This is a genomic window from Phytobacter sp. RSE-02 (assembly GCF_040578655.1).
In the GTDB taxonomy this organism is placed as follows: domain Bacteria; phylum Pseudomonadota; class Gammaproteobacteria; order Enterobacterales; family Enterobacteriaceae; genus Phytobacter; species Phytobacter diazotrophicus.
Window position 1 is genome coordinate 45,055 of record NZ_JBEULY010000017.1, and the last position, 12,461, is coordinate 57,515.

General features: G+C 54.9%; 10 protein-coding genes and 1 pseudogene. 6 read left to right on the forward strand and 5 right to left on the reverse strand.

Annotation, left to right across the window (positions count from 1 at the left end):
• Positions 1-580: 580 nt before the first annotated feature.
• Positions 581-1,765 (reverse strand): conjugal transfer protein TraG N-terminal domain-containing protein, encoded by a 1,185-nt coding sequence (locus tag ABU190_RS23655; RefSeq protein ID WP_354692532.1) that lies wholly within the window; start codon positions 1,763-1,765, stop codon positions 581-583.
• A 37-nt stretch (positions 1,766-1,802) separates the two neighbouring features.
• Here ABU190_RS23655 and ABU190_RS23660 point away from each other — a divergent pair.
• The 4 genes and pseudogenes from ABU190_RS23660 (at position 1,803) to ABU190_RS23675 (ending at position 8,260) form a co-directional block, all read left to right on the forward strand.
• Positions 1,803-2,527, forward strand: a pseudogene (locus ABU190_RS23660) (transposase).
• Between the two features lie 435 nt (positions 2,528-2,962).
• Positions 2,963-4,930, forward strand: a complete 1,968-nt coding sequence (locus ABU190_RS23665) for a YjhG/YagF family D-xylonate dehydratase (protein ID WP_354692533.1) — start codon at positions 2,963-2,965, stop codon at positions 4,928-4,930.
• Positions 4,931-5,253: 323 nt separating this feature from the next.
• Positions 5,254-6,633: a glycoside-pentoside-hexuronide (GPH):cation symporter gene (locus ABU190_RS23670; protein WP_039076889.1), complete on the forward strand. Its 1,380-nt coding sequence runs from the start codon at positions 5,254-5,256 to the stop codon at positions 6,631-6,633.
• A 10-nt stretch (positions 6,634-6,643) separates the two neighbouring features.
• Positions 6,644-8,260 (forward strand): glycoside hydrolase family 43 protein, encoded by a 1,617-nt coding sequence (locus tag ABU190_RS23675; protein WP_354692534.1) that lies wholly within the window; start codon positions 6,644-6,646, stop codon positions 8,258-8,260.
• Between the two features lie 12 nt (positions 8,261-8,272).
• Here the strand turns inward: ABU190_RS23675 and ABU190_RS23680 are convergent, their stop codons facing one another.
• Together ABU190_RS23680 and ABU190_RS23685 are read right to left on the reverse strand one after the other, a co-directional pair.
• Positions 8,273-9,034: an IclR family transcriptional regulator gene (locus tag ABU190_RS23680; protein ID WP_193795009.1), complete on the reverse strand. Its 762-nt coding sequence runs from the start codon at positions 9,032-9,034 to the stop codon at positions 8,273-8,275.
• A 227-nt stretch (positions 9,035-9,261) separates the two neighbouring features.
• Positions 9,262-9,519 (reverse strand): YjhX family toxin, encoded by a 258-nt coding sequence (locus ABU190_RS23685; RefSeq protein WP_039076906.1) that lies wholly within the window; start codon positions 9,517-9,519, stop codon positions 9,262-9,264.
• Positions 9,520-9,923: 404 nt separating this feature from the next.
• Between ABU190_RS23685 and glgS the strand changes: the two genes are divergently transcribed.
• The gene (gene glgS, locus ABU190_RS23690; RefSeq protein ID WP_039076887.1) at positions 9,924-10,124 is read left to right on the forward strand and encodes a cell surface composition regulator GlgS; all 201 of its coding nucleotides are present in this window, start codon (positions 9,924-9,926) and stop codon (positions 10,122-10,124) included.
• 120 nt (positions 10,125-10,244) lie between these two features.
• On the opposite strand, the gene ABU190_RS23695 is transcribed toward glgS, so the two are convergent.
• Both ABU190_RS23695 and ABU190_RS23700 read right to left on the reverse strand, forming a co-directional pair.
• Positions 10,245-10,817, reverse strand: coding sequence for a DUF1349 domain-containing protein (locus ABU190_RS23695; protein WP_354692535.1), 573 nt, complete (start codon positions 10,815-10,817; stop codon positions 10,245-10,247).
• Positions 10,818-10,843: 26 nt separating this feature from the next.
• Positions 10,844-11,101: a zinc ribbon domain-containing protein gene (locus ABU190_RS23700; RefSeq protein ID WP_125125408.1), complete on the reverse strand. Its 258-nt coding sequence runs from the start codon at positions 11,099-11,101 to the stop codon at positions 10,844-10,846.
• 212 nt (positions 11,102-11,313) lie between these two features.
• Here ABU190_RS23700 and ABU190_RS23705 point away from each other — a divergent pair, with 212 nt between their 5' ends.
• Positions 11,314-12,435 (forward strand): cupin domain-containing protein, encoded by a 1,122-nt coding sequence (locus ABU190_RS23705; RefSeq protein ID WP_354692536.1) that lies wholly within the window; start codon positions 11,314-11,316, stop codon positions 12,433-12,435.
• Positions 12,436-12,461 lie beyond the last annotated feature (26 nt).

Sequence of the window (12,461 nt, forward strand, 5' to 3'; positions counted from 1 at the left end):
ATGTTATCATATTTTTTATGCTGTGTATATATACAGTTGTTTTGTTCAGATAACCATTGCGTTTTTTGTGTACAAACTGGACTGGTTGGAGTTTTGGTTTGCCAAGAAGCCTGCTTGGCTAATTGAAGTTGCTTGTTGCAACAAAACAATAATATATGTCAATCTCTTTTATCCTCTAAATTCACATTTGCGGCTAATAACAAAATGTAATTCGGGAACATTCTTAAGATCTAGTCTCAATGCTTCCCTGTCTACTGCCGCTAGATTCGTCCATTTGGCATTTTTTGATTTATCTGTAACCATCTGACTTAAATTCGGCTCGTGTGTGACGAAAAAGCTATTGTGCCAATAAGAAATATAACTCTTTGAATTCTCGATGTTTAAAATACCCAGCATGAGCTAGTAATTCACTAGAATGTTAAAATCTATAATATTAGGCGATAAATCAGTAAGGCCATAGCTACCGCACCAGCTATGTTCTTAGCCGGGATAAAATTGAACTGCGCATTTTGTGCGCCAAAGCACATCATCACAGTTGTTAGTTGTTGAAGACGAGAGTCTAATTTGACCAGCCTACTTGCTACAACAATTTTCCCCCAGCTTTGCCTCCACTATCCTGAGCCACCTTAACCCCACCCGCTAGCGCCCCATTCACCGCCACGCCAACCCTCACCCCAGCCCACGTCATCGCCCCCAGCCAAAATGTTGGCAGCACCAGAAACATCGACCCCATCACCAGATTGATAATCACGTCATCCTGCGTATTCTGGATCCCGGCCAGATTCCAGCTACTGCGAGTATCACTGCTGTAAAGCACACCCAGCAGCCAGCTATCTAGCCACCGCGCCAGTTCCCACCAGAAGGTGAGGAAGAACAGCGCGAACTGCACAAACGTCAGCGTCATCACCACCTTCACGTCCCACGCTGAGCAGAGTGTTACCAGCGGAATACAGATCACCAGCGCCATTTGCAGCAGCGCCTGTACCATCGGTAGTGCCTGGCGCACGCTGTCGAACGCAGGGAACGCGGCTATGCTGTCGAGAATATTCCCAGCGCTGGATGCCAGCCGGGTGTCGGCATTGGCGACAGTACCATCAACATTGCCGGCATAGCCTGGATAAACGCGCCCGTTCTGTGATACCTGCATATTTCGTTCACTAACCAGCGAGCGCAGCACGGCTTCTTCGTATACTGCCTGTGACTGACCGAGCTTTTTAAACGCCGTCCAGATATCCGGGGCCGGGAGTTGCAGTAGCCGGGCTTTTAGACCAACGGTGTCGTCGGACCACCACTGCTTACAGGTGGGATAGCCGTCCGCACCCGTATCGGCCAGCCCGGCGTCGCGTGATGCGCTGTACGGCCAGGCGCTGTGTGGTGAAAGTGCATGGTCGGTATCGTAGTAACCAGCCGTGTTGAGAAAATACGATGATCCCACCCAGGCTGTATCGTCACTGGTGTCATCGTCCAGCTCTGCGGCGCGGAATTTCAGGCGGGCGCGGGAAGGGGCATAACACTCCTCAACGAAATCCCGCAGTTCCTGTGCCAGTGCTGGATCCTTAATGCGGGTGTGCTGCACCTCAAAACGGATCTGACGCAGATCCGGCTGGCAGGGAAGGGCGGCAACCGTTGCGCTGGTGATGCCTTTGCTGATCACATGAATAAAGTACCACCAGACCGGGACGGCGGCGGTTTTACCGCCCAGTGAGTTAATAATTGGCTGATAGCCGGTATCGGCGGGTTGAATCGCCACGGGTTTAACAGACACCTCGGAGTCATTTAAGATGACTTAAAGAGAGGTGCCCATGAGCGGTAAGCGTTATCCTCAAGCGTTTAAAATTGAAGCAGTCAAACAGGTTTTTGATTGTGGTTATTCTGTTTCCAGCGTTGTAACACGCCTCGATATCACCGCCCACAGCCTTTACGCCTGGATAAAGAAGTTCGGTCCGGATTCTTCCACTAATAAAGAACAGTCAGATGCTCAGGCTGAGATCCATTGTCTCCAGAAAGAGCAGAAGCGGGTTACCGACAAACGGGACATATTACAAAAGCCGCGGCGTACTTCGCGAAGCTGTATGACTGAGGTATGCCTTCATCCGTGACAATACCTGTTGCTGGCTTGTTCGCCTGCTCTGTTGGGTGCTGGACGCTCATCCCAGTCGTGGCTTCAGCAGCCGTATTCACAACGCCATCAGGTAGACCTGAGACTGTCATTAAACCGGATGATAAATGACATTGTCCTGAATGCATTGTTGATGGCTGTATAGCGGCGTAATCCGCAAAAACAGGTACTGATTCACTCGCATCAGGGCAGTCAGTACACAAGCCATGAGTGGCAGTCGTTCCTGAAATCACACGGCCTGGAGGGCAGCATGAGCCGTCGCGGTAACTGCCACGATAATGCGGTTGCAGAAAGCTTTTTCCAGTTGCTGAAGCGTGAACGGATAAAGAAAAAGATCTATGGAACGCGGGAAGAAGCCCGCAGCGTCGGCATGGTTCGAGCGATCATATGTCACCGACAGAATATTAAAACAAGTATTATCAAATGGTTAGGGTGTCTTCATTACCCGTGGCAATTCAATTTACTGACAACTAACTAATTCCAGAAAGTCTCGGTCGTATCATGGCGAGGTACGCCCCTGTAAAACACTGTCATCCCCTAACCGTGCCAGCCTTAACGCTGGCACGTCGTTAAACAAGGCCACAAATTTAGCCCGCTGAACCCGGTTATATCGTCCTTCTGACCCGATTGCCTCTCCCACATCCCCCCATTACATCCCGTTGCCGCCCATTTTGTGATCAAGCCTCAAAAAAGCGCAGTCTCCCCGTCTCTCTGATTTACCTCTGTGCAACACCTGGATTACAGTGAATCAAATAATAAGAACGTTGTTCTATAATGTAGAACGACTTCCAAAAAGATGTCACCAGCCGTTCTTTGAACATGGTTGACCGGGAGAATACGACAATGTCCATCGACACTATTTTTACGCCGCAGGATGAACAATTCTATGCGGTGAAAACCCACGCTGCGGGGCCGCAGGGCGCGCTGCCGCTCACCCCGCAAATGCTGCTCGAATCCCCCAGCGGCAACCTGTTCGGCATGACGCAAAATGCCGGTATGGGCTGGGATGCCAACAAACTCACCGGCAGAGAAGTCCTGCTGATCGGCACCCAGGGCGGCATCCGTCACTCGGACGGTCGCCCCATTGCGCTGGGTTATCACACCGGGCACTGGGAGATCGGCCTGCAAATGTCGGCGGCTGCAAAAGAGATCACCCGCCTGAGCGGCATCCCGTTCGCCGCCTTTGTCAGCGACCCGTGCGATGGCCGCTCCCAGGGCACCCATGGCATGTTCGACTCCTTGCCGTACCGTAACGATGCGGCCATCGTTTTTCGCCGCCTGATCCGCTCGCTGCCGACGCGCCGGGCGGTGATCGGCGTCGCCACCTGCGATAAAGGTCTGCCCGCGACGATGATCGCGCTGGCGTCAATGCACGATCTGCCGGTGATCCTCGTGCCGGGCGGGGCGACCCTGCCGCCCACCTTCGGCGAAGACGCCGGAAAGGTACAGACCATCGGCGCGCGTTACGCCAACAACGAACTGAGTCTCAAAGAGGCCTCCGAGCTGGGCTGTCGCGCCTGTGCGTCCCCCGGCGGCGGCTGCCAGTTCCTCGGCACCGCGGGCACCTCGCAGGTGGTGGCCGAAGCGTTAGGGCTGGCGCTGCCGCACTCGGCGCTCGCGCCATCGGGCCAGGACGTCTGGCTGGAAATTGCCCGCCAGTCGGCGCGTGCGGTTATGGCGCTGGATGAGAAGGGCATTACCGCCCGCGACATCCTCACTGACAAAGCCATCGAAAACGCGATGGTGGTGCACGCGGCCTTTGGCGGCTCCACCAACCTGTTGCTGCATATCCCCGCCATCGCCCATGCGGCCAAATGCCGTATGCCGGACGTGGCGCAGTGGAGCGCCATCAACCGCAAAGTGCCGCGCCTGGTGAGTGTGCTGCCCAACGGGCCGGACTATCACCCGACGGTGCGCGCGTTCCTTGCGGGCGGCGTACCGGAAGTGATGCTCCACCTGCGTCGGCTGGGGCTGCTGCATGAAGATGTGATGACAGTCACCGGGCAGACGCTGGGCGAAAACCTCGACTGGTGGGAGCACTCCGAGCGCCGCGCGAAGTTCCGCCAGTGCCTGCGCGAGCAGGACGGTGTGGAGCCGGATGAGGTGATCCTCTCGCCGGAAGGGGCGAAAGCCAAAGGGATGACCTCCACGGTGGCCTTCCCGGTGGGCAACATAGCGCCGGATGGCTCGGTCATTAAAGCCACGGCCATCGATCCGTCAGTGGTGGACGACGACGGCGTCTATCGCCATACCGGCGAGGCGCGGGTCTTTGTCTCGGAAGAGGCGGCCATCAAAGCCATCAAGCAGGGGCAGATCAAGCAGGGCGATATCATGGTCATTATCGGTGGCGGGCCCTCCGGCACCGGCATGGAAGAGACCTACCAGCTCACCTCGGCGCTGAAACATATCTCGTGGGGGAAAACCGTGTCGCTGATTACCGATGCGCGTTTCTCCGGTGTCTCGACCGGGGCCTGCCTGGGGCACGTTGCGCCGGAAGCGCTGGCGGGCGGGCCGATTGGCAAGCTCCGCAGCGGCGATCTGATCGAGATTATTGTCGATCGCCTGTCACTGGCAGGAAGCGTGAACTTTATCGGCACAGCGGAGGCGCGCCTGAAGCCGGAAGAGGGCGCAGTGGTACTGGCAGAGCGCGAGCTGCATCCGGAACTGAAAGCGCATGACTTCCTGCCTGACGACACCCGCCTGTGGGCGGCGCTCCAGGCGGTGAGCGGTGGCACCTGGAAAGGGTGCGTGTACGACACGGATAAGATTATTGAGGTGATCAATGCCGGTAAAAAAGCGCTGGGTCTTTAAATAATTAAACGAATTTTCCGGGCCGCCGAATAAATGTTTCGGCGGCTAAAAAATATTACGAAATAAAGTATCCCTCACGGGAGAAATAACTGTTTCTGTTACCAGATAAAATGTATCGCTATCACAGAAGCTAAAATACATAATTGCGAAAGCAAAATTGATAATTGTTGCTGCATATATTCCTTCCTAGAATCAAATCCGCACTGAACATCTAATAAACGTACGAATAAAGGGTGTATTCCTCGCAAAATGCACTGCACGCATTTTATTTTGTAGGTCCCGGCCATTCGCAATCCATCCCTCTCATATGACTGGAGGTAGACATGCAATTAACGATGAAAGATAAAATCGGCTACGGGCTGGGGGATACCGCTTGCGGTTTTGTCTGGCAGGCCACCATGTTTTTGCTGGCGTACTTTTATACCGACGTCTTTGGCCTGTCCGCGGGTGTCATGGGCACGCTGTTTTTGATTTCGCGCGTGCTGGATGCGGTAACCGACCCGCTGATGGGGCTGGTGGTTGACCGTACACGTACCCGCTACGGCCAGTTCCGCCCGTATCTGCTGTGGGGCGCGATCCCGTTTGGTATCGTCTGCGTATTAACGTTCTATACGCCGGATTTCTCCGCACAGGGGAAAATTATCTACGCCTCGATTACCTATATTTTACTGACGCTGGTATATACCTTCGTTAACGTTCCCTATTGCGCCATGCCTGGCGTTATTACCTCTGATCCTAAAGAGCGCCACGCGTTACAATCCTGGCGCTTTTTCCTCGCCGCTGCCGGTTCATTAGCCATCAGCGGTATTGCCCTGCCGCTGGTAAATATTATCGGCAAAGGCAATGAGCAGGTGGGCTATTTTGGCGCGATGTGCGTGCTGGGTATTTGCGGTGTTATCTTGTTGTTTGTCTGCTTCTTTACCACCAAAGAACGTTATACCTTCGACGTCCAGCCGGGCGCTTCCGTTAAGAAAGACCTGAAACTCTTAATGGGTAATAGTCAGTGGCGAATTATGTGCGCCTTTAAAATGATGGCGACTGGCTCCAACGTGGTGCGCGGTGGCGCGACGCTCTATTTTGTGAAATACGTAATGGACCATCCGGAGCTGGCAACGCAGTTCCTGCTTTACGGAAGCCTGGCGACCATGTTCGGCTCCCTGTGCTCATCTCGCCTGCTCGGGCGCTTCGACCGTGTTACCTCATTCAAGTGGATCATTGGTATTTATTCCCTGATCAGTCTGAGCATTTTCTTTATTCCTTCAGACAATATCGCGCTGATTTTCGCGCTCAATATTCTGTTCCTGTTTGTCTTTAACACCACCACGCCGCTGCAATGGCTGATGGCCTCCGATGTGGTCGATTATGAAGAGAGCCGCAGCGGGCGCCGCCTCGACGGGCTGGTCTTCTCTACCTATCTGTTCAGCCTGAAAATCGGCCTGGCGATTGGCGGCGCGCTGGTGGGCTGGATCCTTGCGTTCTCCAGCTACTCGGCAAGCAACGCCGTACAGCCGGATAACGTCCTGACCACCATCAAAATCCTCTTCTGCATTGTGCCGGTGGTGCTCTATGTCGGCATGTTTACGCTGCTGTCGTTCTACAAACTGAGCAGCAAACGGGTGGAAGAGATCAGCCAGCAACTGCAACGTCAACGCGCTGCGCACCCTGCAACGCAGCCTGCCGATGCCGCGGCGGCGGTGAACTGAGGAGAGAACCATGTACCAGATTGAAAACCCGATCCTGACCGGCTTCAACCCGGACCCGTCACTGTGCCGCGTGGGCGAGGATTACTACATCGCCACCTCCACGTTTGAGTGGTTCCCCGGCGTACGTATTTACCACTCTCGCGACCTGAAAAACTGGTCGCTGGTGAGTACACCGCTCGACAGCGTGGCGCTGCTGGATATGAAAGGCAACCCGGACTCCGGCGGCATCTGGGCACCCTGCCTGAGCTACGCCGATGGCAAGTTCTGGCTGCTCTATACCGACGTGAAAATTGTTGATTCGCCGTGGAAAAATGGCCGCAACTTCCTGGTCACCGCCCCCTCGGTGGAGGGGCCGTGGAGCGATCCCATTCCCATGGGCAACGGCGGGTTCGACCCGTCGCTGTTCCACGATACGGACGGGCGCAAATATTACATCTATCGTCCGTGGGGGCCGCGCCATCACAGCAACCCCCATAACACCATTGTGATGCAGGAATTTTTTGCCGACACACACTCTCTCTCGCCGCAGCGTTCCACGCTCTTCACCGGTACGCCGTTGGGTTATACCGAAGGGGCGCATCTTTATCGCCGCGATGGCTACTACTATCTGCTGGTGGCGGAAGGGGGTACCAGCTACGAACATGCGGTGGTGGTGTTACGGGCGAAGGACATTACCGGGCCTTATGAGTTGCACCCGGACGTCACGATGATGACGAGCTGGCACCTGCCGGAAAATCCGCTGCAAAAAAGTGGTCACGGCTCGCTGCTGGAGACCCATACCGGCGAATGGTATATGGCATACCTGACCAGCCGGCCTCTGCATCTGCCGGGCATTCCACGGCTGGCGGCTGGCGGGCGCGGATACTGTCCGCTCGGGCGCGAGACGGGGATAACCCGCATCGAATGGCGTGATGGCTGGCCTTACGTTGAGGGGGGCAAACATGCGGCGCTGACGGTGCCGGGGCCCCGGATGACGGAGCAGCCTGGCGCAGGCACAGGCGCATGGCGCACAGACTTCGACAGCGAACGGCTCGACCCGGAATTGCAAACGCTGCGTATTCCGTTTGATGAGCAGTTAGGTTCGCTCACTGCCCGTCCCGGCTTTTTGCGCCTCTACGGCAATGACTCGCTCAACTCCACCTTTACCCAGTCAACGGTGGCCCGCCGCTGGCAGCATTTCCGTTTTCGCGCCGAAACGCAGATGGCCTTTTCGCCGCGCCACTTCCAGCAGAGTGCCGGGCTGACCTGCTATTACAACAGCAAAAACTGGTCGTACTGTTTTATGGACTATGAGGAGGGGCGCGGGCGGACGCTGAAAATTATCCGGCTCGACCATAACGTGGCCCACTGGCACCTGTACGATAAGCCCATTGAGGTGCCGGAGAGTGTGGAGTACGTCTGGCTGCGGGTGGATGTCGATCAGCTTGAGTACCATTACAGCTATTCATTTGATGGGGAAAACTGGCAGGCCATTCCGCTGACCTTTGAGGCGTGGAAGCTATCGGATGACTATATTGGCGGCCGGGGCTTCTTTACCGGGGCGTTTGTTGGCCTGCACTGCGAGGATATCAGCGGCGACGGTTGCCATGCTGATTTCGCCTCGTTCACCTATCAGCCCGAGGCGTAGCAGGATGGCGGGCTAGCGTTCGCGGTAGCCCAGCGTTTTTGACAGCCCCAGCCCGGCCTCCATCAGTTTCTGACGGCAGGCGGCCAGTTGGTCGTCGTTAACCCGCGAGGTGAGGGTGGAGAGGCTGAGCGCGGCGATAACCCGCGATTCGTGGTTCCATACCGGCACCGCGATGCAGCGCACGCCCGGCTCGTTCTCTTCGTTATCGAGTGCGTAATGGTTGTGGCGGGTTTGTGCCAGCGCGGTCAGCAGCGCGTCGCGATCGGTCAGGGTGGCTGGCGTAAAGCGCGTGAACGCATACCCGTCCAGTATGGCGTTAAGTTCCTCGTCCCCAAGCCAGGCCAGCAGTACTTTGCCAATGGCCGTGGCGTGTACCGGCAGGCGGCGGCCAATGCGTGAATAGGCGATGGCCGCCTGCTTACCTTCGATTTTTTCTATGTAAACGCCTTCGTTGCCGTCCAGAATCCCCAGGTGGGTCGTCTGCCCCGTCTCCTGGGAAAGGGCGGAAAGCCAGCTTTTTGCTTTCTGGCGAATGTCCATGGTGCCCACGACAAAGTGGCCGCGCTCCACCAGTTTCATCCCCAGACAATATTTGTCGTTATCCGGGTTCTGATCGATATAGCCATGAAGTTGAAGCGTTTTGAGCAGCGAGTGAAGGGTGCTTTTGCTTAATCCCATCTGTTTGCTTATCTCGGTGATTTTGAGTTCCGTCGCCTGATCGTTAAACAGGTCGAGGATCTGCAAAGCACGTTCAACAGACTGAATTATCGGCATAATTTTTACCATTCACGAGGAATTCTCTGCGTGTGACCGTACTATTTTCACCAGGGAAAAGCAATGGCGGGGGCTAGTGTTATCAAAACGGCTACAGTGTGCTGTTCCTCCCTTGCTGCCAGTGGGCGAGCGGGCTATCAGCGCACGGCGATAGCTCAGGGTTTTAACCTGGTCGCCGACTTGCCAGGTAATCCCCACCTGCGCGGGTGGGGATTGCTTAACACCAATTATTGGTTGTCCAACTGTGCGCGGACATTGCTCAGACCGGTACGGTTAATGCGATAGGGCTGACCATTTACCGAGCGGATGAGTTTTTTGCTTCTCAGTTTCCTGAAGACGGCGAGCGTGCAGTCGCTGAGCAATAGCCCTTCACGGGTATAACACTCAACGGCGGTGACGCGCCCGGAGGTGTCGCGGGTATGAACGATACGTCCGCCTTTGGCAAGGACGTGCAGGGTACGTTGTTCCTGACGGGAAATATTCATGCTGAAAATGCCTGTAATCATCTTGTGCAAAACCTGCCAACACCCTGGGGTGTTAGCGCGAGTGTTTAGCGCAGTGATAACCAGCCCGGCCGCACGGGTCGGAAAGCTGATTATCAGATGGTTGCATTCTCCAGCATCGAAGCCTCGGTATTCGCTAAGAAATATTTATCTAGTCAATGTTAACACGCAACATCTATAAGGGAATTATTTTGCTTAAGGAGTGTGATCTGTGTGGGTACTCAGTGGCACGCTTTTTTTCACTCTGTGCGCAAGGCGACGTTATGGACAATCGGGTCGTTGCGAAGGCACGCAATGCTTATGAAATGTTCATTTATAAGACAATACTTAAGACAGAGATGCATATGGCCTTACACAGCACGTCGGCGGACTGAAGGAGTATGCGAATGAAAAGACAAGACCTGAACGCAGTGAAGAATTTTGATTTTTTGGCACGCAGTTTTGCCCGTATGTATGCGATGGGCCAGCCAGTTGATATTGATGCCGTTACCGGCAATATGACCGAAGAGCAGAAACAGTGGTTCCAGGAACATTACGACCATTATTGCAAACAGGCGCAGCGCGCCAGAGTGAAGGAACTGCAATAGCGATATCCACAACGGGCCTGACGGCCCGTTGCGTTTTCTGGCTTAGGGGGGTTCTTGCGGTCTGTTGCCACTTCTCCTCTCTGCCTGTCACATTTCTTTGAAAACCAGATGCCGTGATTATCAACTGAGATCGTGCAAGGACTTATTGAGCGGCGGTGTTAACGTCATGTCGCTGAATTTCACCGCTAATCCTTGCCGTTCCGGGGTACAGCACATCACCCCGACCTTCACTTTTCCGGCGGGAAAAGGGCACAAACGCAGCAACGGCCAGCTCAGACCATCCGTCGTATATTGCAGACGCAGGGCGTCATCTTTACGCGTCAGACGCAGCCAGAATTCGCGCGGGTTGCCCGGAAAAATCCCCGTCGCCCAGTCGGAATAGTCCAGTGTCAGCACGCTACCGATAGCGGGGGCGCCATCGTTGAATTCAATACCCGCCTTCAGCCAGTGGCGGTTATCGGTCATCAACATAATGCCCGCCTGGTCATAAAGGGTGGTGAATTCCGCACAGATTTTGACCTGAAAAGTAAAATCCTCAGCGACCTCTTTGGCGAACAGATGACCGGAGAAGCGCTCGAAACCGTACCAGGTTTTGTGCCAGAAATCGGTGTGTTCATCGGTGACGACCGACAGGACACCCTCTTCATATTGCCATTGGGCAGGTTCGTTAACCCATTGAAACTCCTCGTACATGACGCTTCCCCTTTGTCTTTTGCGTGTTATACCGGCCCCTGCGCTTTGTCTGCCCAGGCCGGCATGGCCGTCAGATAGCGCACCGCGCGCTTGCGTGACTCTTCCGGCCCGACGTGTTGCCATGAATCAAGATAGCCTGCAAGTCCGGCTACCGCCTCCTCCCAGGATTTAAGATTGCCTTCGCTGTCGGTGCAATACTTGCAGTATTTGTCGCTCGGCCCCAGGGCATCAGGGGCGGAAAGCGGCATTCCGCAGGAATGGCAGCACGCTTCATGTTGGGACATAGGACACTCCTTGTTTGATGAGATGAACAATAAATGTACATGCTTTCGCCAGAGCAGAAGTGCCGCACGATCATATAACCACAAATAAAAAGTGGATTTTAAGTTGTGCTATGCGTGATCCTGCTTACGTCTAACCCTTGACCACCGACAAAGTAAATCCCGCCGATCCCTCACATAATCACGCCCGCTTATCATTCCACAGGTGTGACCCCATGGCTTACCAACTAAACCTTAACTGGCCTGAATTTTTAGAGAAATACTGGCAGAAAAAGCCGGTTGTATTGAAAAACGCGTTTGCGAACTTTGTTGATCCGATCACCCCAGATGAGCTGGCAGGCCTGGCGATGGAAGTGGAAGTCGACAGCCGCCTCGTCAGCCATTTCAACGGTGAATGGCAAGCCAGTAACGGCCCGTTCGAACATTTCGATGGCCTGGGGGAAACCGGTTGGTCGCTGCTGGCGCAGGCGGTAAACCACTGGCATGCGCCGTCTGCTGAGCTGGTTAAACCGTTCCGTGCGATCCCGGAGTGGCGCTTTGACGATCTGATGATCTCTTTTTCCGTACCGGGTGGCGGCGTTGGCCCGCATATCGACTGGTACGATGTTTTCATTATCCAGGGGATGGGCAGCCGCCGCTGGCGCGTAGGGGATAAATTGCCCCTGAAAGAGTTCTGTCCGCATCCGGCGCTGCTCCACGTTGAGCCGTTTGAGCCGATTATTGATGAAGATCTGGCGCCGGGCGATATTCTCTATATTCCGCCGGGATTCCCGCACGACGGTATTACCCACGAGACCGCGTTTAACTATTCCATCGGTTTTCGTGGGCCGAATGGCCGCGATCTGATCAGCAGCTTTGCTGATTATGCGGTTGATAAAGATCTGGGCGGCGATCACTACACCGATCCGGATTTAACCTGCCGTGAAAATCCGGGGCGGGTTGAAGAGTACGAGCTGGAGCGTCTGCGCGGCATGATGATCGAGATGATCAATCAGCCGGAGGATTTCAAGCAGTGGTTTGGCCGTTTTATCACTACACCGCGCCATGAGCTGGATATCGCCCCGGCCGAACCGCCGTATGAGCCGCAGGAAGTGCTGGAGGCATTGCAGGAAGGCCAGGTGCTGACGCGTCTGGGCGGGCTGCGCGTGTTCCAGGTTAGCGACTGTTTCTTCGTGAATAGCGAGCGTTTCGATACCGTTGCGCCGAAAGCCGCAGAAGCGCTGTGCCGCCATTTGTTGATCGGTAAAGAGGAACTGGGGGAGGCGTTGAATAACTCAACCTTTATTACCGAGCTGACCGGGCTGGTGAACCAGGGCTACTGGTATTTCGACGAATAATCGCCATCTCGGATGCGGTCTCATGT

Coding starts and splice junctions, on each gene's coding strand:
- ABU190_RS23670 (WP_039076889.1), top strand. CDS start 5,254: ATGCAATTAACGATGAAAGATAAAATCGGCTACGGGCTGGGGGATACC.
- ABU190_RS23665 (WP_354692533.1), top strand. CDS start 2,963: ATGTCCATCGACACTATTTTTACGCCGCAGGATGAACAATTCTATGCG.
- ABU190_RS23675 (WP_354692534.1), top strand. CDS start 6,644: ATGTACCAGATTGAAAACCCGATCCTGACCGGCTTCAACCCGGACCCG.
- glgS (WP_039076887.1), top strand. CDS start 9,924: ATGAAAAGACAAGACCTGAACGCAGTGAAGAATTTTGATTTTTTGGCA.
- ABU190_RS23705 (WP_354692536.1), top strand. CDS start 11,314: ATGGCTTACCAACTAAACCTTAACTGGCCTGAATTTTTAGAGAAATAC.
- ABU190_RS23685 (WP_039076906.1), bottom strand. CDS start 9,519: ATGAATATTTCCCGTCAGGAACAACGTACCCTGCACGTCCTTGCCAAA.
- ABU190_RS23700 (WP_125125408.1), bottom strand. CDS start 11,101: ATGTCCCAACATGAAGCGTGCTGCCATTCCTGCGGAATGCCGCTTTCC.
- ABU190_RS23695 (WP_354692535.1), bottom strand. CDS start 10,817: ATGTACGAGGAGTTTCAATGGGTTAACGAACCTGCCCAATGGCAATAT.
- ABU190_RS23680 (WP_193795009.1), bottom strand. CDS start 9,034: ATGCCGATAATTCAGTCTGTTGAACGTGCTTTGCAGATCCTCGACCTG.